This is a genomic window from Ventrimonas faecis (genome assembly GCF_040096075.1).
Lineage (GTDB): Bacteria > Bacillota > Clostridia > Lachnospirales > Lachnospiraceae > Brotaphodocola > Brotaphodocola faecis.
In genome coordinates this window covers 56090-80376 of record NZ_JBBMFJ010000002.1, presented here as the reverse complement: position 1 = coordinate 80376, position 24287 = coordinate 56090, and the positions used below count along the sequence as shown (strand labels likewise).

Annotated in this window: 23 protein-coding genes; 2 read left to right on the top strand and 21 right to left on the bottom strand. The window is 50.8% G+C overall.

The window, feature by feature from the left end; translation table 11 throughout:
• Positions 1 to 193 precede the first annotated feature (193 nt).
• From hisIE to hisZ, 6 genes are read right to left on the bottom strand one after another with little or no spacing between them, the layout of a single operon-like run.
• Complete coding sequence (hisIE, locus tag WMO41_RS16035; RefSeq protein ID WP_349228294.1) at positions 194 to 1459, bottom strand: bifunctional phosphoribosyl-AMP cyclohydrolase/phosphoribosyl-ATP diphosphatase HisIE; 1266 nt, start codon at positions 1457 to 1459, stop codon at positions 194 to 196.
• Positions 1460 to 1461: 2 nt separating this feature from the next.
• A complete protein-coding gene (hisA, locus tag WMO41_RS01440; RefSeq protein ID WP_177292843.1) occupies positions 1462 to 2187 on the bottom strand; it encodes a 1-(5-phosphoribosyl)-5-[(5-phosphoribosylamino)methylideneamino]imidazole-4-carboxamide isomerase in 726 nt (241 codons plus the stop codon).
• Between the two features lie 18 nt (positions 2188 to 2205).
• Positions 2206 to 2793, bottom strand: coding sequence for an imidazoleglycerol-phosphate dehydratase HisB (gene hisB / locus WMO41_RS01435; protein WP_177292842.1), 588 nt, complete (start codon positions 2791 to 2793; stop codon positions 2206 to 2208).
• A 13-nt stretch (positions 2794 to 2806) separates the two neighbouring features.
• Complete coding sequence (gene hisD / locus WMO41_RS01430) at positions 2807 to 4096, bottom strand: histidinol dehydrogenase (RefSeq protein ID WP_349228293.1); 1290 nt, start codon at positions 4094 to 4096, stop codon at positions 2807 to 2809.
• Positions 4097 to 4102: 6 nt separating this feature from the next.
• A complete protein-coding gene (gene hisG, locus WMO41_RS01425; protein WP_177303629.1) occupies positions 4103 to 4747 on the bottom strand; it encodes an ATP phosphoribosyltransferase in 645 nt (214 codons plus the stop codon).
• Positions 4748 to 4761: 14 nt separating this feature from the next.
• Positions 4762 to 6036, bottom strand: coding sequence for an ATP phosphoribosyltransferase regulatory subunit (hisZ, locus tag WMO41_RS01420; RefSeq protein WP_494338412.1), 1275 nt, complete (start codon positions 6034 to 6036; stop codon positions 4762 to 4764).
• A 375-nt stretch (positions 6037 to 6411) separates the two neighbouring features.
• Between hisZ and WMO41_RS01415 the strand changes: the two genes are divergently transcribed.
• The gene (locus WMO41_RS01415) at positions 6412 to 7935 is read left to right on the top strand and encodes an amidophosphoribosyltransferase (RefSeq protein WP_349228291.1); all 1524 of its coding nucleotides are present in this window, start codon (positions 6412 to 6414) and stop codon (positions 7933 to 7935) included.
• 78 nt (positions 7936 to 8013) lie between these two features.
• On the opposite strand, the gene WMO41_RS01410 is transcribed toward WMO41_RS01415, so the two are convergent.
• The 8 genes from WMO41_RS01410 to WMO41_RS01375 all read right to left on the bottom strand — a co-directional run bounded on the left by WMO41_RS01410 (position 8014) and on the right by WMO41_RS01375 (position 16107).
• Positions 8014 to 8556, bottom strand: a complete 543-nt coding sequence (locus WMO41_RS01410) for a Holliday junction resolvase RecU (protein WP_349228290.1) — start codon at positions 8554 to 8556, stop codon at positions 8014 to 8016.
• 1 nt (position 8557) lies between these two features.
• Positions 8558 to 9532 carry an RluA family pseudouridine synthase gene (locus WMO41_RS01405; RefSeq protein WP_349228289.1) on the bottom strand — a complete coding sequence of 325 codons (975 nt, stop codon included), beginning with the start codon at positions 9530 to 9532 and terminating at the stop codon, positions 8558 to 8560.
• A gap of 22 nt (positions 9533 to 9554) precedes the next feature.
• The gene (locus WMO41_RS01400; protein ID WP_349228288.1) at positions 9555 to 10121 is read right to left on the bottom strand and encodes an O-linked GlcNAc transferase-like protein; all 567 of its coding nucleotides are present in this window, start codon (positions 10119 to 10121) and stop codon (positions 9555 to 9557) included.
• A 77-nt stretch (positions 10122 to 10198) separates the two neighbouring features.
• Positions 10199 to 10972, bottom strand: coding sequence for an SDR family NAD(P)-dependent oxidoreductase (locus tag WMO41_RS01395; protein WP_349228287.1), 774 nt, complete (start codon positions 10970 to 10972; stop codon positions 10199 to 10201).
• 103 nt (positions 10973 to 11075) lie between these two features.
• Entirely contained in the window at positions 11076 to 13136 is a 2061-nt protein-coding gene (locus tag WMO41_RS01390) for a YgiQ family radical SAM protein (protein ID WP_349228286.1), read from the bottom strand.
• A gap of 15 nt (positions 13137 to 13151) precedes the next feature.
• Entirely contained in the window at positions 13152 to 13829 is a 678-nt protein-coding gene (locus tag WMO41_RS01385; RefSeq protein ID WP_177292161.1) for an HAD-IA family hydrolase, read from the bottom strand.
• 122 nt (positions 13830 to 13951) lie between these two features.
• Positions 13952 to 14671: a pseudouridine synthase gene (locus WMO41_RS01380; protein WP_177292159.1), complete on the bottom strand. Its 720-nt coding sequence runs from the start codon at positions 14669 to 14671 to the stop codon at positions 13952 to 13954.
• Positions 14671 to 16107 (bottom strand): RsmB/NOP family class I SAM-dependent RNA methyltransferase, encoded by a 1437-nt coding sequence (locus WMO41_RS01375; protein ID WP_349228285.1) that lies wholly within the window; start codon positions 16105 to 16107, stop codon positions 14671 to 14673. Before WMO41_RS01375 ends, WMO41_RS01380 begins: the two co-directional genes overlap by 1 nt.
• A gap of 87 nt (positions 16108 to 16194) precedes the next feature.
• On the opposite strand from WMO41_RS01375, the gene WMO41_RS01370 reads away from it, so the two are divergent.
• Positions 16195 to 17319 (top strand): hypothetical protein, encoded by a 1125-nt coding sequence (locus WMO41_RS01370; protein ID WP_349228284.1) that lies wholly within the window; start codon positions 16195 to 16197, stop codon positions 17317 to 17319.
• Here WMO41_RS01370 and WMO41_RS01365 read toward each other — a convergent pair.
• The 7 genes from WMO41_RS01365 to WMO41_RS01335 form a co-directional block, all read right to left on the bottom strand.
• Entirely contained in the window at positions 17270 to 17854 is a 585-nt protein-coding gene (locus WMO41_RS01365) for an ATP synthase subunit B family protein (protein WP_118530717.1), read from the bottom strand. The two genes, WMO41_RS01370 and WMO41_RS01365, sit on opposite strands and share 50 nt — an antisense overlap.
• A 26-nt stretch (positions 17855 to 17880) precedes the next feature.
• Entirely contained in the window at positions 17881 to 18363 is a 483-nt protein-coding gene (coaD, locus tag WMO41_RS01360; protein ID WP_349228283.1) for a pantetheine-phosphate adenylyltransferase, read from the bottom strand.
• 1 nt (position 18364) lies between these two features.
• Entirely contained in the window at positions 18365 to 18919 is a 555-nt protein-coding gene (gene rsmD, locus WMO41_RS01355) for a 16S rRNA (guanine(966)-N(2))-methyltransferase RsmD (protein WP_349228419.1), read from the bottom strand.
• A gap of 264 nt (positions 18920 to 19183) precedes the next feature.
• Positions 19184 to 19390 carry an alpha/beta-type small acid-soluble spore protein gene (locus WMO41_RS01350; protein ID WP_118530711.1) on the bottom strand — a complete coding sequence of 69 codons (207 nt, stop codon included), beginning with the start codon at positions 19388 to 19390 and terminating at the stop codon, positions 19184 to 19186.
• Between the two features lie 140 nt (positions 19391 to 19530).
• On the bottom strand, positions 19531 to 20592 hold the full coding sequence (locus WMO41_RS01345; RefSeq protein ID WP_349228282.1) for an aldose epimerase family protein: 1062 nt from the start codon (positions 20590 to 20592) through the stop codon (positions 19531 to 19533).
• Between the two features lie 135 nt (positions 20593 to 20727).
• The gene (gene asd / locus WMO41_RS01340) at positions 20728 to 21813 is read right to left on the bottom strand and encodes an aspartate-semialdehyde dehydrogenase (RefSeq protein ID WP_349228281.1); all 1086 of its coding nucleotides are present in this window, start codon (positions 21811 to 21813) and stop codon (positions 20728 to 20730) included.
• A gap of 234 nt (positions 21814 to 22047) precedes the next feature.
• The gene (locus WMO41_RS01335) at positions 22048 to 24282 is read right to left on the bottom strand and encodes a DNA gyrase/topoisomerase IV subunit A (protein ID WP_349228280.1); all 2235 of its coding nucleotides are present in this window, start codon (positions 24280 to 24282) and stop codon (positions 22048 to 22050) included.
• Positions 24283 to 24287: the final 5 nt, after the last annotated feature.

The window sequence follows — 24287 nt, the reverse complement described above, 5'->3', positions numbered from 1 at the left end:
AGTGTAACACAGCATTTTCATTTGCGCAAGCACATTTTATTAAAAATGTTATGTTTGGCTGTAAAAAATAAGCCTGATTTCGTAATTTTTATATAAAAAAGTGTGGCAGATTCTCAAAACGTTGAAAATCTGCCACACTTTTCTCATGAATGTGTCAATTTTTATGCACAAATATTGTGCATTTGTTCATTTGCTAACGGTTGGCCAGTTCCTCGGTAATGTCCTCCCAGGTCACGCCCCGCTCCGCCATCAGAACCATGACATGATACAGGAAATCAGAGATCTCATACTTGATTTCCTCCGGATCCGGGTTCTTGGCAGCAATGACGATCTCGGTAGCTTCCTCTCCCACCTTCTTTAAGATCTTGTCAATGCCCTTATCAAACAGGTAGTTGGTGTAGGAACCCTCTTTTGGATGAACCTTGCGGTCCTGGATCACGGAGAACACATCCTCAAATACCTTTAACGGATTGGTCTCGCGGTATTCCTTTTCCGCCAGGGTCTGGAAGAAGCAGCTGCGGGAGCCGGTATGGCAGGCCGCGCCAATCTGGTGAACCTTGGCCAGGATGGTGTCATTGTCGCAGTCTAAATGCAGAGACTTTACATACTGGAAATGTCCGGAGGTCTCGCCCTTTAACCACTGGCTCTGGCGGCTGCGGCTGTAGTAGTGCATCTTGCCGGTGCGCAGGGTGTCTGCAAAGGCCTGCTCATTCATATAAGCCAGCATCAATACCTCAAAGGTCTTGAAATCCTGGACAATAACCGGAACCAGACCGTCGGAGTTGGTCTTAAAGTTGCCCCAGGAAACGCTGCTCTTTAAAATGTCAACGGGAATGTCCAGAGCGCCAAGCTCCTGCTTTTTCTCCATATAATTGCCATTTTCCGGCTTCTCATTTACCAGAACCACACCGGCAGCAGGCTCTGCCTTCAGTTCTTCTGCCAGTTTTCCGGCATCACAGGACGGACTCATGACATAGTAGTGCATCTGTTCTTCCATGGTGCGGATCACCTCTGCCGCCTCCGGAAGCACTTCCTCTCCCAGAAATGCCATAGATGCGCCAAGCTGGGCATATTCCGGAATGCGTTTTGTCTGCGCTGCGTCATTTAAACGGATGAAAATCTTCTCACTGCCGAAGCGGTCCGCTGCCTCCTTGATCATATCGACATTCTCTTCCAGGGACGCATCCAGGAATACGCCTTTTGCGCCTGCATAGAGATATTTTTTTACGTCCTCCAGGCGTTTTACCCGGCCGCCCGCAAAGATCGGAATGTCAATGGCCCGCGCCATTTTCCGGATCAGGCCGATGTGAAACTCATGCGCTTCATCCGTCTTTGCGCTGTCCACAAAGACCAGGCCGTCCGCGCCGTCGTTGCCGCAGGCGGACGCATAGGAAAGAATCTCCTCTTCCTGTTTTTCATCGCAGCAAAGCTGCGCCAGTAACCGCTTAAATTCTGCCATAACTATTCTCCCTGTTCAAACCGCGCTACCGCATCCGGCAGGCTGATTTTTTTCTCATACAATGCTTTTCCAATGATGGCGCCTCTGATGCCATTTTCATGCAGGCGGATAAGGTCCTCCATGCAGGAAACTCCGCCGGAGGCGATCACATCCAGTCCGGTCTTTTCCGTCAGAAGCTTTGTGTACTCCACGTTTGGCCCGGCTAAGGTGCCATCCTTGGAAATGTCCGTATATACAATGTGTTTTACACCGAATTCCTTCATCTGCTGACAGAGCTCCAGCGCGGAAAGGCTGCTGACCTTCTCCCAGCCCTCCACGGCTACCATGCCGTTTTTGGCATCCACACCGGCCACAATGCGGTCCGGCCCGAAGGCTTCCACCAGCTCTTTCATGAATTCCGGCCGCTCCACGGCGCGGGTTCCGATGATGCAGCGGGTGATGCCAAGATCCAGCATATTCTTTACCGCCTCTGCGCTGCGGATGCCGCCGCCCAGCTCAATCGGTACGGAAACACTGGATACGATGGCCCGGATGGCATCCTCATTCACGGAATGGCCTGCCAGTGCGCCGTCCAGATCCACAATGTGGAGGAAGGATGCCCCCTGGCTGACCCAGAGCTTTGCCATATCAGCCGGTGTATCGGAGTATACTTTTACGTTGTCAAATAATCCCTGTGTCAGGCGGACACATTTGCCGCCCTTCATGTCGATTGCCGGATATAACTGCATTGTGATTGTTCTCCTTTCCTACAGAACGCCTTTCGTGGACAGTACGTCCGTGATGCGGGCATCGTAACGGGTCGCGTTGTCCAGCGCTTTGGCAAAGGCCTTAAAAGCGCCCTCGATGATGTGATGGTTGTTGATGCCGCTCAACTGCTTTACATGCAGGTTCATCTCCGCACCGTAGGATACCGCATAGAAAAACTCCCGGATCATCTCCGTCTCCAGATCTCCTACTTTTTCCCGGTCCAGATTTAAGTCATACACCAGGTACGGACGTCCACAAAGGTCCAGAGAACAGAGAAGCAGTGCCTCATCCATGGGAAGGATCATTGTGCCGTAGCGGACAATGCCCTTTTTATCTCCAACAGCCTCTTTGATGGCCTTTCCCAGCACAATGCCGGTATCCTCGATGGTGTGGTGGGTATCGACCTCCAGATCCCCATCCACACAGAGCTTTAAGTCAAACAGGCCATGCCGCGCAAAGCCGTTTAACATATGGTCGAAAAAGCCAATGCCGGTATGGATATCCGCTTTTCCGGTTCCGTCCAGATCCAGAGTCAGGCGGATTTTTGTTTCTTTTGTATTTCGTTCAATCGTTGCGCAGCGTGCCATGGTGCATTCCTCCTTACTCGAAGCGGACACGGATGGAATTTGCATGTGCCGTCAGATGCTCTGCCTCCGCAAAGCTCTCAATGTCGGTGTGCACTGCCTCCAGCGCCTCTCTGGAATAGTAGATGATACTGGATTTCTTAATGAAATCGTCCACGCCTAACGGGGAGAAGAATTTTGCTGTGCCGTTGGTCGGAAGTACATGGTTCGGGCCTGCAAAGTAATCCCCCAACGGCTCGGAGCTGTACTCACCCATAAAGATGGCGCCGGCGTTCTGGATCTTGGTCATAACCTCAAACGGGTTCTTTGTCACAATCTCCAGGTGTTCAGAAGCAATGGCGTTCGCTGTCTCAATGGCATCCTCCATGGAATCTGCCACCAGAATATAGCCGTAATTCTCCAGGGATTTCTCCAGAATTGCCTTTCTGGAAAGATTCTGCACGAAAGCATCTGCCTCTGCGGAAACCTTCTCTGCCAGTTCCATGCTGGTGGTAACTAAAATTGCGGAAGCCAGCTCGTCGTGCTCTGCCTGGGATAAGAGGTCCGCCGCTACATAGCGCGGGTTTGCGGTCTCATCTGCCAGTACCAGGATCTCGCTCGGTCCGGCAATGCTGTCGATGCTGACATGTCCGTATACCGCCTTTTTCGCCAGGGCTACAAAGATGTTGCCCGGTCCTACGATTTTATTGACACGCGGAATGGATTTGGTACCAAATGCCAGTGACGCAATGGCCTGGGCTCCTCCCACCTTGTAAACCTCGGTTGCACCGGCCAGATGTGCCGCGATCAGGGTGACCGGATTTACCTTGCCGTCTTTTCCAGGCGGTGTCACCATGACAATCTTCTCCACTCCGGCTACCTCTGCCGGGATAATGTTCATCAGTACGGAAGACGGGTATGCTGCCTTGCCGCCCGGCACATAAACGCCAACGCTGGAAAGTGCGGTTACCTTCTGGCCCAGAATGGTGCCGTTCGGCTTGCTGTCAAACCAGCTGTACTGTTTCTGTTTCTCATGATACTCCCGGATGTTCTTCATGGATTTTTTCATAACAGCCAGAAGCCCCGGGTCCACCTGGGAAAGTGCCTCCTGAATTTCTGCCTGGGTCACACGGATATTGTCTGCGGACAGCTCTGCTCCGTCAAATTTTTTTGTGTATTCAAAAAGGGCTTCATCGCCTCTTGCGCGGACATCGTCCACGATTTCCTGTACGGTGCCCTCGTAAGCGCTGTAGTTGTTCGGGTCACGCTTTAATAAATCCGCAAGGATATTTGCCCTGCTCTGTTCATTTAATTTGATGATTCTCATGGTTCTTTATGCCTCCTGAATCAGATTTTTTAACTGCTGTATGATTTTGGTGATGCGCTCATGCTCCCGCTTCATGCTGACCTGGTTGACTACCATGCGGGCAGACAGCGGGCAGACCTCCTCCAACACCGTAAGGCCGTTCTCCCGCAGCGTGGATCCGGTCTCTACGATATCCACAATGACCTCGGAAAGCCCGACAATCGGCGCCAGCTCAATGGAACCGTTTAACTTGATGATTTCCACCGTCTGATGCTTTTTGTTATAGAAGTAATCCTTTGCGATGGCCGGATACTTGGTGGCCACGCGGATCAGCTCATGGTGCTGTAAAAGCTCTCTGGCTGATTCCGGGCCGCATACGCACATACGACACTTGCCAAGCTTTAGATCCAGCACCTCATAAAGCTTTCGTCCCTCTTCCAGGATCGTATCTTTTCCTACAATGCCGATATCGGCTGCGCCGTACTCCACATAAGTCGGCACATCATTGGCCTTCGCCAGAAAAAAACGGTACCCCAGTTCTTCATTGGTAAAGATCAGTTTTCTTGTGTCTTTGTCCTTCATCTCCTCACAGGTAATGCCGATCTTCTCGAACAGATCCAGGGATTTATTTGCCAGCCGTCCCTTGGCCAGCGCAAACGTAAGATATCTCATAACGGCCGTCTCCTTTAATGAATGTAATCCCGAACTGTTTCGGTGTATGCCTGACGGACAGAAACACCCGTCTCCGTGTCGTAAACAACTGCGGTGCTGCCATCTGCCGGAAGGCTGATGAGGCGGTGCATCTGAAACCGTCTCGCGTAGTCCAGGTAAGCATCCATGCTCTCCGCCTCTGCTCTTGGTGTCAGCTGCGCCGGAATGCCGGCATTGCGGAACTGGCATGCCAGGCGGATGGCCTTGTCTCTTGCTGCCGGATCATACAGGATGATGGTGTCGTTCATTTTGACATCGATACGGATTTTCTGTCTGGAGAGTGCCAGAAGCAGCTGGTCTGCCATAATGGCAAAACCGACTGCGGCTGCTTTCTTTCCAAACTGCTCCAGAAGCTTGTCGTAACGTCCGCCCGCCACGATGTACTCGCCGGTTCCGTAAGTATAAGCCTTGAAAATAATGCCGGTATAATAAGAATATTTGCTCAGCATGCCAAGATCATAAGAAACGTAATCCCCAAGACCATAGCTGTCCAGAATCTCCTGCACCTCTTCCAGACGGCGGATCGCACCTAGCGCCCGCTCATTGGTGGTCATGGACCTGGCCAGGCGAATCTGGTCAATGTCCCCGAACAGCTCCGGAAGCTTTAAGAAGAGCTTCTTTAAATCATCACCCATGGTCTGCTCGGATAAAAGCTCCTCCACGCCAAAATAATTCTTGTTCTCAATGAGGATACGAAGCTGCTCCTGCGTCTCCTCGTTCATGCCGGATTCTTCCACCAGACCGCGGTAAAATTCCACCTGTCCCAGTTCTACCTGAAACTCCTTTAGGCCGGTCTCCCGTAAGGCATCAATGACCATGGCGATCATCTCTGCATCCGCATCCGCCGTGTCATCCCCAATCAGCTCGGCGCCGGTCTGGGTGGACTCCTTTAAGCGGCCCTGGTAGCTGGTTCCATTGATAAAGGTGGGACCCAGATAGCAAAGGCGCAGCGGCTTTGTCTCATCCATATAGTACTTTGCCACGCAGCGGGCAATGGGCGGCGTCATATCCGGCCGCAGCACCAGGGTGTTGTTGTCCCGGTCAAAGAACTTGTACATGCCCTGACTTCCCACGCTTCCGCGCTCTTTTTTGAAAATATCAAAAAACTCAAATACCGGTGTCTCAATGCTCTGATATCCGTAAAGGCCAAACACATGCTGGATTTTCTGCTCCACAGCAAGCTTTCTGGCACATTCCTCCGCGTAAATATCACGCACACCCTCCGGGGTATGCAGTAACTGGTTGTTCATGTTCATAATCCCGTCTCCAATGCTCTGTTATGGTAAAGTGCTAATTCGTTAACGTGGTTTTAATTATAGGAGAAAGTATCTGAATTGTCAATCAATATCTTGCAATCTTCTTTCCTTTATTCTAAATCCATGAATCAGTACCGTCAAACATTTTCCGATTCTCTATCTTTCTCTCTATCTTTTTTTCTAATACAATCATTTTTTATTGCTGGCTTTCTTCCTTCCATTCATGATTTACCTTTATTTATTAGTATATTTTATATATAATGCCTGTTGTATAAATATAGTGATATATGTTACACTGATTCTGTATCTCACATGTACCCGTTTGCATCTAATATACGATTACATACAATTGGAAGGAGTTAAGCAACTATGGGAGGCTTTTTCGGAGTAGTATCAAAACACGACTGTGTGATGGATCTGTTTTTCGGCACAGACTATCATTCTCACCTGGGGACACGCCGCGGCGGCATGGCGGTCTATGGAGAAAACGGATTTCAGAGAAGTATTCATAATATAGAGAATTCCCCGTTCCGGACAAAATTCGAACGGGATGTAGAAGAACTTTCCGGGAATGCCGGAATCGGTTCTATTTCTGACAATGAGCCGCAGCCGCTTCTGATCCACTCCCATCTGGGGAGCTACGCCATCGTTACTGTCGGCAAGATTAACAATGAAGAAGAGCTGATCGACCACGCCTTCAAAAACGGCCACATTCATTTCATGGAAATGAGCGGCGGACGCATCAATGCCACCGAGTTAACCGCAGCCATCATCAACCAGAAGCAAAGCCTGGTGGAAGGACTTCTGTACGCCCAGGAGATGATTGAGGGTTCCATGACCATTCTCCTGCTGACCCCGGATGGCATCTACGCTTCCAGAGACCGCTACGGACGTACCCCGCTGACCATCGGCCAGAAGGACGAGGCCTGCTGCGTTTCCTTTGAAAGTTTTGCCTACATCAACCTGGGATACCACGACTGCTATGAACTGGGACCTGGCGAGATTGTGCGGGTGACTGCAGACGGCGTAACCCAGCTTTCCGCACCGCGAAAAGAAATGAAGATCTGTTCCTTTTTATGGGTCTATTACGGCTACCCGACTTCCAGTTATGAAGGTGTCAATGTAGAGGAAATGCGCTACCGCTGCGGACAGATCCTGGCGGACCGTGATCTGGGCTGCGCTGGATGCAAGCACTGCCCGGGACATACAAACGCAGCTGCTCCCGGCAGCCAGACTCCTGAGTCTGCCGATTCTGCTGAGCAAAGCGCAGCCAGCGCACCGGCTGACACCATCCACCCGGATATCGTAGCCGGTGTTCCGGACTCCGGTATTGCCCATGCCATCGGCTATGCCAACGAATCCGGCATTCCGTTCGCGAGACCCTTCATCAAATATACCCCTACCTGGCCACGCTCCTTTATGCCGCAGAACCAGAGCCAGAGAAACCTGATCGCGAAGATGAAGCTGATCCCGGTAGGCGCCCTCATCAAAGACCAGAGCCTGCTCCTCATTGATGATTCCATTGTCCGCGGAACCCAGCTTGGTGAGACCACCGAATTCCTCTACCAGAGCGGAGCCAAAGAAGTCCACATCCGCCCGGCCTGCCCGCCGTTACTCTTCGGCTGCAAATACTTAAACTTCTCCCGCTCCAACTCCGAGCTGGATCTCATCACCCGCCGCATCATCCGCGACCGCGAAGGAGATCATGTATCTGAAGAAATCCTCGCTGACTACGCAAACCCGGACAGTAAAAACTATCAGGAGATGGTCGAAGAAATCCGAAGACGCTTAAACTTCACCACCCTCAAATTCCACCGTCTGGATGACCTGGTGAAATCCATCGGACTGCCAAAGGAATGCCTGTGCACCTACTGCTGGGATGGACAGGAGTAAAGATCAATAGTATGGTAACGAAAATGCCAGGGGCGCCGAATTGGCGCCACCTGGCATTTTCTGTACGGGAATAAAGTTTTATTGTGCGGAATCCCGTTCCGTGAGATCTTTCTGGATCGTCTCCAGATAATGCACCAGAATATCCCTGCTGGCGTGGATCTGATAGGTTTTATCGACTTCATCGTAGATGAAGCTTTTGCGCCCGCCAGCTTCCATGCGCTTCCAGAATTTCTCCAGATCCCGGAAGGGCACGTAGTACATTTCATCCAGCGCAGTAAAATGCAGGATAATAAAGGCAATTCCGCCCTGCTCCTCGAATTCCTTCATGAACCGGATCTGGTGCTCGTGGATATTTTGGAGCGGGAAGGTTTTTACGGCACACTCCTTTGCGTCAAAGCAGACGGGAATGCCCTGTACGGCACCGATATAATCTACGGTACTTTTCTGGTCAAAGTAAGCCAGTGTGATGTGACGGGTAGACTTCTCGATGGTGATGGGCGTGATGGGCGTTGGGATTTTCTGGATCAGGGCCAGCTTTTTCTCCCGGTAGGCCTCATTGGTGTGGTTGATCATATCCTCCAGCGTGGAACCGCGCAGTCCCCGGCTTTTCCAGGTTCCCATACTAACGCACTCCCTCTGGCAGACTGCCAAGAACTCTGGCAAACTCGCCCGGAAGCGGAGCGGTAAAGCTCTTTCCGCTTAAATGCGCCAGCGGCTCTTCCATCTGCGGGAAAACCAGTTTCCAGGAATGAAGCATCTGGGAATGAATATGGTACTGGCGCTTTGCCTCCTCATTGACCTTCGGATTGCCATACTTCATATCCCCTACGATCGGATGCCCGATGGACGCCAAATGCGCGCGGATCTGATGCGTGCGTCCGGTAATCAGCGTTACTTTGAGAAGCGTATAGGCACCGGTTTCCATAAGCGGCTCATACTCCGTACAGATGGGCGCGCTGTCCGAAAGTTCCTTCTGGCTGATGGATACCTGATTCGTCTTCTCATCCTTCTTTAAGAATCCCTCGATCCGCTTTTTCTCCCGGACAGAACCGGAAACCACACAGAGATAATATTTATGCAGGGATCTGTCCTTAAACATGGCAGAAAGCCTTTGCAGACCGGCCAGAGAACAGCCTGCCGCCACCAGGCCGCTGGTGTTGCGGTCCAGACGGTTGCAGACCGACGGACGGAAGCTTCGCAGGTCTTCCTTCGTCAGTTTCCCGGAATCCAGCAGATAATCGATCAGATACTCCACCAGGGATTCATCCTGCTCCTTGGCCTTCTGGGACAGCATTCCAGAGGGTTTGTTGATCAGAAGCACATGGTCATCCTCATAGATGATATGCAGCTTCGTTTTCTTTACCTTCTGCACCTTCACCTCAGAAAACTTCTCAATGGTCTCATCTGCCAGAAACAGCTTGATCTCATCTCCCTCGGAAAGCTTTTCCGAACCATCGCATTTCTTTCCGTTCAGGACAATGTTTTTCTTACGCATCATCTTGTAGAGGAATCCCTTGCCAGCCAGGTTCAGGTATTTGGCCAGCAGCTTATCCAGGCGCTGTCCGGCCTCATTTTTATTTACCGTAATGGATCTCATAAAAGATCCTCCTTTGTCTTTTTTACATGGACAGATTCTTCATCAGCTCTGCCGCGTAATCCACCACACCGTCATCTTCGTATTCGGAAGCAGGTTTTAAGCTGTCCAGTCTGCGGAAAAACACATGCGGATCCCGGATCAGCTTCACATTTGGATCCAGCTTGTTGGCCTTAAAAAGCGCATTCACCGCTTTCTCTGCCTTGGAAAGATCTGTTTTCTCATTGCTGCAGAAGGCAAACACCCCGTTCGGATGCACAGCCACCGCATCTAACGGAAGAATCTGTTCCTTTGTGGTGACAATGAGATCGTACAGCATGGTGCATTTTTCTTCATAGGAACGGGCCTTCTCGTAGAAGGAACGCTCCGCCGTGCGGTACTTCCAGGACGCCAGAAGCGGGGATGCCAGGTTCGCCATGGGAAGCACAGTCAAAATAGCCATGACAGTCAGGATATTTTTTGCGGCCTGTTCGGAAGTCAGCTGTCTTGCAACAAGCTGTGCAATAATCACCGCCGCAAACAATGCGACCAGAAATGTCCGATTCCGTTTATGCTGATCCCGGTATCCGTATTGTCCTTTTCGGATTTTCATCGTTGTTTTTCTCCTCTTTTTCTCATGTAACATTCACGCCACAATTCCTTTGCAGATCAAAGCTTTCTCCTTACCGTTCATTTGGCAAACAGCAGGGAAAGAATAAAATCATGCGGGAATATCTTGGCTAACAGGAAAAAGGCTTTCATAAGAAAACCATATACTGACACGGTTTTTCCCATCATGCTGTCGCGCAGCGCCTTTTTCACAACCTTTTTGGGGTCTGCCATGACCAGGCGCTTATAAAGCGGAATCTCTCCGGTGGTCTCGGCAATATCAAAAAACTCTGTTTTGACCGGTCCCGGACAAACTGCCGTCACGCAGATCTGCCGCGGCTTTAACTCCATGGCCAGCGCCCGGCTGTAGCTTAAGACAAACGCCTTTGTGGCCGCATACACGGCAAACCGCGGCTGTGGCAGAAAGGCCGCTGCGGAAGCAAACTGCAGGATGCGGCTGTTCTCTGACATATACGGAAGCACCAGACGCGTGACCGCAGTCAGAGCCCGGCAGTTCACATCAATCATACCGGTTTCCTCATCCAGCGCCAGATCCTCCGTACCCCCGATTTTTCCAAACCCGGCTCCATTCACCAGAATCTTTACCTCCGGTTCTTCCCACTCCAGCCTTTCTGCCAGTTCCGCGAAAGCCAGCTCATCCCGAAGATCCAGTTCCAGCACCTTTAACGGAACCGGCACTTCCTTCTCCAGCTCTTCCAGCCGGTTTCTTCTTCTTGCAACAACCCAGATTTCTTCCAGCCCGGCGAAGCGGTCCGCAAGCTGGATCACACATTCCCGGCCCATGCCGGATGACGCGCCTGTTACGATGGCAATCTTTTTCTTTCCTGTTCTCATACTGCACTCTCCTGAGCTTCCAGTCTGTTTTGTTTCAAAGCTGCGGCAGTCCTGCGCTGCCATTCTTCTTATTTTGTAACTGTTCAGTACCCTCACAGTTACCTTATTTTTTCTTATGAACGTTGCGGATCGTCTTTTTCTTTGCCGGTTTCGGAGCTTCTGTTCTTCCGGCTCCTGCAGGCTTGCCCGCATTCCGGAAAGCTGCTGTGCTGACTCCGGCAGACTTACTGCTGCCATTTCCAGCCGCTTTTCCGGCCATATGCCCGGCAGCACGCTTCTGGCCGCCGCCAAATCCATTTCCACCGGAAGGCCTGCCCTCCCGTCGGAAAGCATTTCCTTCATAAGCTCCTGCTCCGCCCCAGTGCATCTCCCTCGGACGGATCAGGCATTTTTTATCGAACCCGATCAGATCCGTGCGCCCGGCCTTGATCAGGGCTTCCTTGACCAGATCATAGTTTTTTGGATTGCGGTACTGGATCAGGGCACGCTGCATTGCCTTCTCATGGGGGTTATGCGGCGTATACACCTCTTCCATGGTCCGGGGATCCAGTCCGGTGTAATACATACAGGTGGAAAGCGTGGACGGGGTCGGATAGAAATCCTGTACCTGCTCCGGCATATAGCCCAGATCCCGCAGGTATTCCGCCAGTTCCACAGCCTCCTTTAAGGTAGAGCCCGGATGGGAGGACATCAGATACGGAACCAGATACTGCTCTTTTCCGATTTTTTTGTTCATGTCCTTATATTCTTTGACAAACTGCATATATACCGAATTCTTCGGCTTGCCCATGCGCTTTAAAACCGCATCCGCCACATGCTCTGGCGCAACCTTTAACTGGCCGCTGACATGGTACTCACAGAGCTCCCGTAAGAACGCGCGGTTTTTATCGGCCAGCACATAGTCAAAACGAATGCCGGAACGGATGAACACCTTCTTTACCTTCGGAATCGCCCGCAGCTTGCGCAACAGGGAAATGTAATCGCTGTGATCCGCGCGGATATTCTTGCATGGCTCCGGGAACAGGCACTGCCGGTTCGGGCAGGCGCCCTTGGTCAGCTGCTTTTCGCAGGCCGGAAAACGGAAGTTTGCAGTCGGGCCGCCTACATCATGGATGTAACCCTTAAAGTCCGGCTCCTCCGTTAACAGCTTTGCCTCTTCTACCAGAGACTCATGGCTTCTGGCCTGAATGATACGGCCCTGATGGAAGGTCAGCGCACAGAAGCTGCAGGCACCAAAGCAACCACGATTGCTGATGAGACTGAACTTAATCTCCCGGATAGCCGGAATGCCGCCTTCTGCCTCATAGCACGGGTGGTAATTTCTCATATAGGGAAGGGCATAGACCTCATCCATCTCCTCCTGAGTCAGCGGTTTGGCCGGCGGGTTCTGTACCACAAATTCTTTTCCATAATAGGGCTCCACCAGGCGTTTGCCCAGTACCGGATCCGTGTTGCTGTACTGAACAAAAAAGCTCTGTGCGTAAACCTTTTTATCGTCCTTCAGTTCCTGGTAGTCCGGCAGCATCTTATAGTCATATACGATATCCAGATTTCTGGTTTTAAACACGGTTCCGTCAATAAATGTAATATCTTTGATATCAATTCCGCTGTTTAAGGCATCCGCAATCTCCACGATGGAGTGCTCACCCATGCCGTAAGAGATCAGGTCTGCCTGGGAATCCAGAAGGATGGATCGTTTCAGCTTGTTGGACCAGTAATCGTAATGTGCCAGACGGCGCAGGCTGGCCTCAATGCCGCCAATGATAATCGCCGCATCCTTATACACAGAACGGATCAGGTTGCAGTAGACGACGGTTGCGTAATCCGGGCGTTTGCCCATCACGCCGCCCGGTGTATAGGAATCCTGCTGTCTGCGTTTCTTGGAAACAGAATAATGGTTTACCATGGAATCCATGTTTCCGGCCGATACCAGAAAACCAAGACGCGGTTTTCCCAGAATCTGGATGCTCTCCGGATTTTTCCAGTCCGGCTGGGCAATGATGCCCACTTTGTAGCCGCGGGCTTCCAGAAGGCGGCTGATGATGGCCGGGCCAAAGGATGGATGGTCTACATAGGCATCGCCTGAGACATAGACAAAATCACACGCATCCCAGCCGCGCCGGTCCATATCTTCCCGGCAGACCGGCAAATAATCATGTATCATAATCTTCGATTCTCCTTATTCTGCATCAAAAAGTTCATTATAATCATCAATATAAAAATCGGCAAGTTCCATCTTTTCTTCGCGCATGCCGGTGGAAAACGCGTCCTCCACGGCACAGACTCTCATGCCGGCGCGTTTTCCCGCCAGGATTCCTGCCGGGACATCCTCAAATACCATGCAGCGGGATGGATCTGTCTGAAGCCGCCTGGCAACTTCCAGATAAATATCCGGCGCCGGTTTTCCCGCCGCCACCTCACAGGCTGTTGCGATAACCTGAAAACAGGGGCGGATCTGCAAGGACTCCAGCACAGCGTCTACCATATCGCGGCCGTTGCTGGTGGCAATTCCGGCTTTTTTCCCGGTGCGCTCCAGATACTGTAAAAGGCGCAGGGCGCCCGGCTTTAAGGGCACTTCATTGCGGTATTTTTCAATGCTCATCTGGATCCATGCTGCTTTGATCTCATCGATGGAATCCGGGATCTGGAAACGGCTCTTAAAATACTCCGCTGTCTCCGAAAAGCTCATACCCTCAATGATCTTCTGAAGATCCGGCGGACAGGTGTAGCCAAACCGGCCCAGATATTCGATATCAATTTCTTTCCACATCCACATGGAGTCTACCAGCGTTCCATCTAAATCGAACAAAACGGCGTCTGCATCCCGCAGCGCCAGAGCGGCGGCCCGTCCGGACATGCCAGTTTTGTTGCTATGCATATCGAGAAGGCGCCAGTGGCGCGTCTGCTGATTCTGTGTTGTATTCTGATTCATAAACTGATTCCTTTGTTTTCTATATTCCCTGTAGCACCACAGCGGCATTATTTTCCAAGCAGCTCCAGTTCCTCTTCCGTCAGCGGACGGTACTCCCCCGGCTTTAACTCCGGGTCCAGCTTCAGGCTTCCCATGGACAGGCGTTTTAAAAACACTACCTGACAGCCCAGTGCCTCAAACATACGCTTCACCTGGTGGAATTTTCCTTCCTGGATTGTCAGAAGAATCTCGGCACCTTTTTCCCACTGTTTTAAGATCTCCAGTTTTCCCGGCATGACCGGCGTGCCATCCGTCAGTGTCAGTCCCGCCGCCATCTGCTCCACTGCCGTTTCCGGCAATTTTCCTTCAATCCGGGCAAAATACACCTTATCGACATGTTTTCCCGGTGCCAGAAGCCGGTGGGTCAGATCTCCGTCATTGGTCAGGAGCAGTAGTCCCTCCGTGTCAATATCCAGACGTCCCACCGGGAACAAGTCGCTGCGGTTCTCCCCGCTTAACAGGTCAATGACCGTCCTGTGGCGTTTGTCTTCCGTTGCGGAAATGACGCCCTGCGGCTTGTAAAGCATAATATATTCCATAGCCCGGTAGCTGACCGCCTGACCGTCAAAGGTCACTTCATCGGTCTCCGGGTCAATCTTGCGCTCGGTTTTCTTTTCCGGCACGCCATTCACCTGAATGCGGCCTTTCTTTGCCGCGTCCTTGATCTGGGTGCGGCTGCCCTTGTTCATCTCTACCAGATACTTATCCAGTCTCATTAATTTTGCCATTACTGCCACCGCCATCCAGGATAATATTTGTTCTTGAAATTGCTTCCGGTATACTTGGCCCAGCCAAGCGGATAACCGTCCACTCCAATTAATACCCAGCCTTTTTTGAACACGGCTGCTTCCTCTTCTGTCGGGAAAATGGTCTCTCCCTTCAGATAACGCACGGTACGCTCATCCTGCGCGCTTAAGGAAAGAGTCTGGGAAAATTCCTTCATGCGCAGCGCCATGGCCACGGCCTGGGACGGCTCAAAGCGGTTCTTTTTACACTCGCCAAGAAGCAGGCCCGTACGCAGATAGCGCAGATTCCAGCGTTTCTCAAAACATTCCGGCAGATAATAGACCATTCCGTCACGCACCATCATGCGGCTGCGGTCAAAGGAAAACGATACCATATCCTCCCACTGGGAAAAATCACTCTCTGTTTCCAGTTTGCGTACCTCCGCTGAGACCTTGCCGGACGCAGAAACCGCCGGCGTTTTTCCGGCTTTCCCGCAAGTCGCGCTGTCCGGGGACGCTGCCGGAACGTGTTTCTCCTGTACCTGCGGTGCCTTGTCTTTTTTCCGAAGCAGTGCCAGAAAATGGCCTTCTCCCTCAATCTTATGCGGGAACAGGCGGATGACCGGCATATTGTCAAAACCGCCGCAGACACCTTCCCATGGCTGGACCGGCACCAGTTCCATATCCGGCTCTGTCTCCAAAAGCCAGGAAATGGTATCTTCATCCTCCACTTTTGCAAAGGTACAGGTGGAATACAAAAGCATGCCGCCCGGCTTTAACATGGACACGGCAGACGCTAAGATCTGCCGCTGAATGGGAGCGTAATATTCCGGTCCGCGCTCCTGCCAGCTCTTGATGAGGTCCGGGTCTTTCCGGAACATGCCCTCACCGGAGCATGGCGCATCCACCAGAATTTTGTCAAAATACGGGCCAAACACCGAAGCCAGCTTTTCCGGTGTCTCGCTGGTAACGCAGATATTTGGGATGCCGAACAATTCCAGATTTTTCAGCAGTGCCTTGGCTCTGGAGTTGCTGATGTCATTGGAAACCAGCAGGCCCTCTCCCTTAAGCTTTGCGCCCAGTTCCGTGCTTTTTCCGCCCGGAGCCGCGCAGAGATCCAGCACCTTATCTCCCGGTTCTACAGGAAGAACTGCCGCCGGCGCCATGGCGCTTGGCTCCTGCAGGTAATAAAGTCCCGCAAAATAATAAGGATGGCGGGATGCCTTTGCGTCCTCACCGATATAATAACCGTTTCCGGTCCAGGAAACCCGCCGGAGTTCAAAGGGTGACAGCGTATTCTCCCATGCTTCCCGGTTCGTCTTCCCTGTATTGAAACGAAGTCCGGCAAAGGGCTTTTCCTCATAGCTTTCCAGCCATGCATCGTAATCGGTTCCCAGCAGCAGCTTCATCTGCTCCAGGAATGTCTCTGGTAACTGCATAAAATTCCTTCCTCTGTATTCTGGCATAATTAAATTAAGTATAGCATAATTTACTCCAAGTGAAAACCCGTTTCTAAGGAGGCAGTCTTGTCCGCCATCTCCCCAGCCGCACCGGTTTTTATCCTCTTGTTTCTTCTGCTTCTGGCCTTTCCGGGGCAGGCCATCCATGGGGCCTCAGACGGGCTGCTTCTCTGGTTTCATACGGTGCTTCCAACCCTGGCTCCGGCCATGATCTGTACCCGTATGCTCCTGCTCACCGGCGGAGACCGCCTGCTGATGAAGCCGCTTTGCCCGCTGTTTCGGCGGCTCTTTTCCTTAAGTGACACCGGTTCCTTTATCCTGCTATCCGGAATGCTCTGCGGATATCCGCTGGGACCTGCCCTCTGTGCCCGGGCGCTGAAAGAAAACCGGGTCAGCAGCGAAGAGGCTTCGTATCTGCTTGCCTTTTGCAGCTTTCCAAGCCCCATGTTCCTGGCCGGATATATTCCCGGTCAGTTTCCCGGCCCGCTTTCCGTCGGTCTTCTTTTTTTCGGAATCTATATTCCGGTGTTTTTGCTGTCATGGATTGCAGGGCGCAGGTTCTCCCATGAAGCGCCTTCAGGCCCTCCGGATTCCAGAAACAGTGAACCACCCCAAACGTGCGGAGTCTCTGGGCATGAAATCACAGAAAAGGGCAGCTACCTGTCAGGCAGCAGCAAAACAGACAGTCTGGACACGGTTCTCTATGATGTGTGCGATATTATGGTGCTGATTGGCGCATATCTGATGTTATTTTCAATTCTTGCGCGTTTTCTGGCTCATGCAGCCTGGATTCCGGCCCCGGCCGCGGCAGCTCTCTGCGGCATTCTGGAAATGACCACCGGCATCCGGCAGATCTGCGGCACATTCCCCGCTGCTGTCTGCCTTCCGGCCTGTGCTGCCTCTGCGGCGTTCGGCGGAATTTCCGGCGTTTTCCAGACCCGCAGCGTCATAGGCTGCGGATCATGCGCCTCGCAAACAGCAGCGGATTTTGCCGATGCTCCGGATTCCGGTCCTGCACCGGATCAGCGGACGCGCCACAAAAGCCTTCCCAATCCGCTCAGTAACAGAAAAAATGCCGGATTTGACATCCGGCATTATGTAGGGTGGAAACTCCTGCATGCAGGGTTTTCCGCGTTGATTCTTACTGTTCTTCAGCTGGTGCTTCCTCTGGAGTTTCCTCCACACTCGTAACACTGCCAGCCAGTTCTCCGCGGTTGGAGGATACAATATCGTAGCTGGACTGCATGGATGAAATAAATGCGTCAAAGCGGCTCTGTGCTCCCTCCATGGAATGAGTAATGATAGTCTGTAAGCTGTTTAACATGTCATCGGTGTAGTTGATGGAAGCCTGACGAATGCCATTTGCCTCATTCACCGCCTCGTCGATGATGGCCTGGGCCTGAGCCTGGGCGTCTTCTACCACGCGGTTTGCTTCGGCATAAGCCTTCTGCATGATCTCATGCTCATTCACCAGCTCGTTGGTCTGGGCCGTTGCCTCAGCTACCATGGCGTCAGCCTGAGCCCGGGCCTCATTTAAGATAGCGTCCTGATTGCTGATGATCTTCTGGTATTTTTTAATCTCATCCGGAATGCGGAGACGAAGCTCTACCAGCAGCTCTTCCAGTTCTTCCTTGTTTACCAGAATTTTGGTATTGGAAAGCGGCTGGAATTTACAGCTGTCAATATATTCTTCAATCTCACCAATTAACTGTTCGATTCTGCTCATGGTTTCTTCTCCTTAACGCACTTTGGTTATTTATTTGCAAGGCGTTCCCGCACTTTTTCTGCGATAACTGGATGCAGGAACTCACTGATGTCTCCCTGATAACCGGCAATCTCTTTTACGATGCTGGAGCTTAAATAGGAATACTTTAAGTTTGTAGTCAGAAAGATGGTGTCGATGTCCGGGGCAATGACCCGGTTTGTCTGCGCCATCTGAAGCTCATATTCAAAATCTGTGATTGCCCGAAGACCTCGCACGATCACATCTGCCTGACACTGGTGTACAAAATCCACAAGAAGACCGCCGAAAGAGCGGACTTCCACGTTTGGCAGATATGAGGTGACATCTTCTAACATCTTAACACGTTCTTCGACAGAAAACAACGGAGTTTTTGAATTATTCTGCAAAACTCCAACAATCAAACGGTCCACCATGTGAGCGGACCGCTCGATGATATCCATATGTCCCAGGGTTACCGGGTCAAAACTGCCCGGATAAACTGCGATTGCCATATCACTCACCTCGATAGACAAATACATGCTTATTTGTCTTGTATTCTTTTATTTTCTCTGTAATGTAGCCCATAGAAGACAGATAGGAAAAATCTGTCTGCAGGGATGCTTCTACTATAATGGTGCTCTGTTTATCGATCATGGATGAGGTCTTTAAATAGTCCAGCATCTGCTTTTCCAGTTCATGATCGTATGGGGGATCCATGAAAATGAAATCAAAGCGGTATTTTCCCTCCAGGCGTTTTAAGGCTGTGAACGCATCACAGTGCATGACCACAGCTTTGTCCTCCAGCTTTGTTGCCTTTAAATTGTCCCGTACAATCTGCACAGCGGCCTCGTTCTGCTCCACAAACACAGCCTGACCCGCGCCACGGCTTAATGCCTCAATGCCAATGCCTCCGCTTCCGGCAAAGAGATCCAGAAAACTACAGTCTGCCAGATCATACTGAAGCATATTAAACAGTGTTTCCTTGGTACGGTCCTGTGTAGGACGGGTATTCATGCCCTCCAGGGTTTTCAGCTGGGTACGTCTCGCGCTTCCTGCTATTACTCGCATCATATCCTCCCATCATCTGAAGGCATCTATGTAACGTTTATTCCTTCACAATTATAATCAAAGCAATTATAACTTGATTTTTTCGGATATACAAGCGGTTTATAGCAGTGTTTCGTATCTTTTTTCGTACATATGCGGGTGGGAATTTTCAGTTTAGAAAATTCCTGTCTGTGAACGGCAACAAATTTTCTGAGCTGCAAAAAAGAAAGCCCGCGGTACGAATACCGCGGACCCTCTTTTTAAACTCTGCTTCTTATGCCGTGATTACTTTCCGGCCATCTGTCTTTCCTGTGCCTCGATCATTTTTTTGACCATATAGCCGCCGACAGAACCGTTCTGCGCGGAAGTTAAGTTTCCGTTATAACCCTCGGATAACGGAACACCCAGTTCTCCGGCAACCTCCATTTTGAAACGGTCCAGTGCTTCTTTTGCTTCCGGTACTTCTGCTCGGTTAGAAGATCTGCTTGCCATAATTGGCCTCCTTTCTTAAGCGCCTGCCGTGAAGCAGGCGTTTTCTCCTGCGTCATGGCCGGTCTGTGTTTTTGTTACATCCCTAGTATGTGCTTAAGAACGATTCTTACCCTGGCATCTTCTGTGTAAACTGTCAGAAATTAGGCTTCCTTTTTAAATTTATAGATCGTGGTGGTACTGTAAATATCGCCGCCTTTTAAAATAGGGGAAGCAAACTGCGGTTTGTTGACTGCGTCCGGGAAATACTGTGTCTCAAAGCAGTATCCCTGGCGTTTATCGTAAACCGCTTTTTCTTTTCCCTCCATGGGGGATAAAAAGTTTCCGGTATAGAACTGAATGCCCGGAAGATCAGTCCAGACTTCCATGACACGGCCGCTGGCCTCATCGACCGCTTTTGCGGACAGAGCCAGCTCACCCTCTTTATGTTTTAACACCCAGTTGTGGTCGTAGCCACCCGCAAACTTAAGCGGTTCATAATCTGCTTCTATATCCTGGTCAATGTATTTTAAGGACGTGAAATCCATCGGTGTGCCCTTTACCGGAACCAGATCGCCGGTCGGAATGGAATACTGGTCCGCAATGGTAAACTGGTCTGCGTCGATCCAGGCCTTCTGGTGCATGGCAGAGCCGGAAGCATGGCCTGCCAGATTGAAATAAGCGTGGTTGGTAAAGTTCGCGATGGTATCTTCATCGCAAGTCATGTGATAGTCAATGCGGATCTCATCATCGTTGGTCAGGGTGTAGCTGACACGAATGTCGGCATTGCCCGGGTAATTCTGGTCACCATCCGGGCTGAACAGGGAAAAGGTAATCTTTGTGCCATTCTCTGTTTCGCTGACCTCCGCATCCCAGATCCGGTTACGAAGGAAATCCGGTCCGCTGTGAAGATTGTTGACACCATTGTCATTGATGACGAGCGCATAGGTAATGCCGTCAATGGTGCAGGTGGCAGTGCCGATACGGTTTGCGTTCCGTCCCACAATCTCGCCAAAATGCGTATCCTGATGCAGATATGCTTCCGGTTCCTTATATCCCAGAACGATATCTGCCAGCGTGCCGTGTTTGTCCGGAACCCACATTTCCAGCCAGATACCGCCAAGATCCGTAAAAGCAGCTTTTAAACCGTGCTTGTTGGTGAGGATATATTTTGTGATTACCGCGCCATTCTCCAATGTGCCGAATGTTTCTTTGCTGAAAGCCATACCAAATACCTCCGCCTCATACTATAATTTTGCCCATAACCGTGGAACCACGGAACAGTTATGAATATTGTAACACAAAAACAGGATGGATACCAGTCTAAACCGGATCCATCCTGTTTTCTTATTTTACAAAGTTTATTTTGCCTGGATATAACCCTGGGCAGTCAGAAGCTCTGCACAGAGAACTGCGCCGCCTGCTGCGCCGCGGACGGTGTTGTGGGAAAGTCCTACGAACTTGTAATCGTAGATGCTGTCCTCACGGATACGGCCTACGGAAATACCCATGCCGTTCTCATAATCGACATCCAAAGAAACCTGCGGACGGTTATCTTCCTCTAAGTACTGGATAAACTGCTCCGGAGCGCTCGGAAGCTTTAACTCCTGCGGAAGTCCGGAGAATTTTACCAGACGGTCGATCAGCTCTTCCTTGGTCGGTTTCTTGCGGAATTTTACGAATACTGCTGCGGTGTGTCCGTTTAATACCGGAACACGGATGCACTGGCAGGTGATCTTCGGCTCGGATGCCTTTACGATGACACCGTCCTTTATCTCGCCCCAGATCCGAAGTGGCTCCTGCTCACTCTTCTCTTCCTCACCGCCGATATACGGGATGATGTTGCCTTCCATTTCCGGCCAGTCCTTGAAGGTCTTTCCTGCACCGGAGATTGCCTGATAGGTGGTTGCCACTACCTCGTACGGCTCAAACTCTTTCCATGCGGTAAGGACCGGAGCGTAGCTCTGAATGGAGCAGTTCGGTTTTACTGCAACGAAACCTCTCTTGGTGCCCAGACGTTTTTTCTGGAACTCGATTACTTTAAAGTGCTCCGGGTTGATCTCCGGAACTACCATCGGAACATCCGGGGTCCAGCGGTGTGCGCTGTTGTTGGAAACAACCGGAGTCTCAGTCTTTGCGTAAGCTTCCTCAATGGCCTTGATTTCTTCTTTGGTCATGTCTACTGCGCTGAATACAAAATCAACGCTGGCAGCAACCTTCTCAACCTCGTTGACGTTCATGACTACCAGCTTCTTGACTGCTTCCGGCATCGGGGTGGTCATTTTCCAGCGTCCGCCTACAGCCTCTTCATAAGTCTTTCCTGCAGAGCGTGGGCTTGCAGCCACGGTAACTACTTCATACCACGGATGATTCTCCAGAAGGGAGATGAATCTCTGTCCTACCATACCGGTCGCGCCAAGCACGCCTACACGCAATTTCTTTTCCATAATCGTAAGCTCCTTACTCTCCTCATGGCAACATTTCGTTTCGCCACTTTTTCGTTCCCGCTTATCCTATCTCATATTTTTCAAAAAATCAAGAGTTATTCGTCAGAAAAATACATTTGTGCGTTGTGCAAAGACATTTTCTTTGATATAAACACAACTGCACGTGAGAGACGGATTCTACAAAAAGCCCGTCCGCTTTTGGAGGCAGACAGGCTTTTGCATCATGGGACTTTTCTACAGGCGCACTTTGCTTCCCTTACCGTCCCGCTTTGCCAGCTTTAAGCGGTTTAAATGCACTTCTTTTTCTTTATAGACAATCTGTGGCTGCTGGGTCACAAAATAAATTTTTTCCAATTCATCTCCGGCACCGAGCTTCATGCCGCGCACACCGCGGGAATTCTTCTTGAGTTCCGGAATTTCTTCCATGGAGAAACGCAGGAACATACCAGACGCGCTCTGGAGTGCCAGATCGGTCTCGGTACCCACAATCCGGACAGTAAGCAGGCTGTCGCCCTCCTGCAGCTTGGTTGCTGCCACGGTACGGTTGTTGGTGACAAATTCTTCTGCCGGAACCTGCTTTACCATGGCCATCTTTGTGGCAAACAGCAAAAGCTGCCCGGTCAGGCGGCCAAAATTGGTGAGGAAAACAATTTCTTCCTTACTGCCATCGTATTTGCTTAAGTTGTCGATCGGCGTACCCTTATCACGCAGCTTGCCGGACGGAATATCCATCATCTTCACCTGGTGCAGGTTTCCGGTATCGGTAAAGATACAGAGCTTGTCGGTATTCAGGCACGGGATCACATACTTATACTCGGTATCCACCGTCTCCCGGTTCCGGTCGTAGGCAGAACGGTCTAAGAGCTTGCAGTAACCGAAACGGTCCATAACAAACACAACCTCTGCCACAGCCACAGCAGACTCCTCATATACCGCTTCTTTTCCGTTCTCAATCAGAGTCTTTCGCGGCTCAGCAAATTCTTCCTTAATGTGATCCAGATCTTCCTTGATGACCTTGTTCATGCCATCGCGGCTCTTTAACACTTTCTCGTACTCGGCAATGCGCTTTAAGCACTCCTTGTACTCCTTCTGAAGCGCCAGGATTTCCAGGCCGATGAGTTTATACAGACGCATCTCCAGAATGGCGTTGGCCTGCTTCTCCGTAAAGTTTAACTGCTTTGCATCCTCCTCAAAGCCCGGATGCTTAAACTGAATTTTGGAAATATCTCCATTCATAAGACAGGCTTTGGCATCCTTTAAATTCTTGGAGCCGCGCAGAATAGCGATGATCAGGTCGATTACATCGCAGGCACGGATGAGACCTTCGCGGATTTCCTTTTTCTCCAGTTCTTTTTCCAACAGAGCCTGGTATTTGTGGGTGGTATTCTCGTACTGGAATTCCAGATAATTTTCCAGAATACCGCGAAGATTTAAGGTCTCCGGACGTCCATGGGCGATAGCCAGCATGTTCACACCAAAGGTATCTTCCAGCTTGGTCTTCTTATACAGGATGTTGCGGATTTTCTCGATATCCGCATCTTTTTTCAGTTCCAGGACAATGCGGATTCCTTCTTTATTGGACTGGTTGGAAATATCCACCACATCAGACAGCGTTTTATTCTCTACCAGTTCCGCAATGTCCACCAGGAATTTATTAATGCCGGCGCCAATCATAGTGTAAGGGATCTCACTGATGACCAGCTTGTCCCGGTCTGCTTTTCTGCGGCCTAATTCCACCTCGATCTTGCCGCGCAGTTTGATTTTACCAACGCCGGTCTCGTAAATAGCCGGCAGGTCTTTCTGATTGGCAATGATGCCGCCGGTCGGGAAATCCGGTCCTGGCATCAGCTCCATCATCTCTTCCAAGGACATGTCTGGTTTGTCAATATAGGCCTTTACCAGATCTACAACTTCACCCAGATTATGGGTCGGAATACTGGTGCTCATGCCGACCGCAATACCCTCCGCACCGTTGATCAGCAGGTTCGGAACGCGGACCGGAAGCACCTCAGGCTCTTTCTCAGATTCATCGTAGTTGGAGACAAAATTGACTGTTTTATCCAGATCTTTTAAGTAAACCTCCTCGGCAAATTTCTTTAAGCGCGCCTCGGTGTATCGCATAGCAGCCGCGCCGTCACCCTCGATGGAACCAAAGTTTCCGTGGCCGTCCACCAGTGCCATGCCTTTTTTAAACTCCTGAGACATGACAACCAAAGTCTCGTAAATGGAACTGTCACCGTGCGGGTGATATTTACCCATGGTATCGCCAACGATACGCGCGGATTTTCTGTGTGGCTTGTCATGCCCTAAGCGCAGCTCGCTCATATCGTAAAGCACGCGGCGCTGTACCGGCTTTAAGCCGTCTCTTGCGTCCGGGATGGCTCGGGCAGTGATGACACTCATGGAGTAGTTTAAATAACTGCGCTGCATCTCCTCGGAATATTCTGTTGTTAATATCTTCTCAGCCATGTTTC

Excerpts from the sequence above, each read along its gene's own strand:
- hisD (WP_349228293.1), bottom strand. The coding sequence starts at position 4,096 with ATGAGAATCATCAAATTAAATGAACAGAGCAGGGCAAATATCCTTGCG.
- coaD (WP_349228283.1), bottom strand. The coding sequence starts at position 18,363 with ATGGCAATCGCAGTTTATCCGGGCAGTTTTGACCCGGTAACCCTGGGA.
- asd (WP_349228281.1), bottom strand. The coding sequence starts at position 21,813 with ATGGAAAAGAAATTGCGTGTAGGCGTGCTTGGCGCGACCGGTATGGTA.
- WMO41_RS01385 (WP_177292161.1), bottom strand. The coding sequence starts at position 13,829 with ATGTCCGGACGGGCCGCCGCTCTGGCGCTGCGGGATGCAGACGCCGTT.
- WMO41_RS01380 (WP_177292159.1), bottom strand. The coding sequence starts at position 14,671 with ATGGCAAAATTAATGAGACTGGATAAGTATCTGGTAGAGATGAACAAG.
- WMO41_RS01415 (WP_349228291.1), top strand. The coding sequence starts at position 6,412 with ATGGGAGGCTTTTTCGGAGTAGTATCAAAACACGACTGTGTGATGGAT.
- hisIE (WP_349228294.1), bottom strand. The coding sequence starts at position 1,459 with ATGGCAGAATTTAAGCGGTTACTGGCGCAGCTTTGCTGCGATGAAAAA.
- WMO41_RS01335 (WP_349228280.1), bottom strand. The coding sequence starts at position 24,282 with ATGGCTGAGAAGATATTAACAACAGAATATTCCGAGGAGATGCAGCGC.
- hisG (WP_177303629.1), bottom strand. The coding sequence starts at position 4,747 with ATGAGATATCTTACGTTTGCGCTGGCCAAGGGACGGCTGGCAAATAAA.
- WMO41_RS01350 (WP_118530711.1), bottom strand. The coding sequence starts at position 19,390 with ATGGCAAGCAGATCTTCTAACCGAGCAGAAGTACCGGAAGCAAAAGAA.
- WMO41_RS01390 (WP_349228286.1), bottom strand. The coding sequence starts at position 13,136 with ATGATACATGATTATTTGCCGGTCTGCCGGGAAGATATGGACCGGCGC.
- WMO41_RS01365 (WP_118530717.1), bottom strand. The coding sequence starts at position 17,854 with ATGAGCAGAATCGAACAGTTAATTGGTGAGATTGAAGAATATATTGAC.
- WMO41_RS01405 (WP_349228289.1), bottom strand. The coding sequence starts at position 9,532 with ATGAGATCCATTACGGTAAATAAAAATGAGGCCGGACAGCGCCTGGAT.
- WMO41_RS01410 (WP_349228290.1), bottom strand. The coding sequence starts at position 8,556 with ATGGGAACCTGGAAAAGCCGGGGACTGCGCGGTTCCACGCTGGAGGAT.
- hisA (WP_177292843.1), bottom strand. The coding sequence starts at position 2,187 with ATGCAGTTATATCCGGCAATCGACATGAAGGGCGGCAAATGTGTCCGC.
- hisZ (WP_494338412.1), bottom strand. The coding sequence starts at position 6,036 with ATGAACAACCAGTTACTGCATACCCCGGAGGGTGTGCGTGATATTTAC.
- WMO41_RS01400 (WP_349228288.1), bottom strand. The coding sequence starts at position 10,121 with ATGAAAATCCGAAAAGGACAATACGGATACCGGGATCAGCATAAACGG.
- WMO41_RS01345 (WP_349228282.1), bottom strand. The coding sequence starts at position 20,592 with ATGGCTTTCAGCAAAGAAACATTCGGCACATTGGAGAATGGCGCGGTA.
- hisB (WP_177292842.1), bottom strand. The coding sequence starts at position 2,793 with ATGGCACGCTGCGCAACGATTGAACGAAATACAAAAGAAACAAAAATC.
- WMO41_RS01395 (WP_349228287.1), bottom strand. The coding sequence starts at position 10,972 with ATGAGAACAGGAAAGAAAAAGATTGCCATCGTAACAGGCGCGTCATCC.
- rsmD (WP_349228419.1), bottom strand. The coding sequence starts at position 18,919 with ATGCGAGTAATAGCAGGAAGCGCGAGACGTACCCAGCTGAAAACCCTG.
- WMO41_RS01375 (WP_349228285.1), bottom strand. The coding sequence starts at position 16,107 with ATGCAGTTACCAGAGACATTCCTGGAGCAGATGAAGCTGCTGCTGGGA.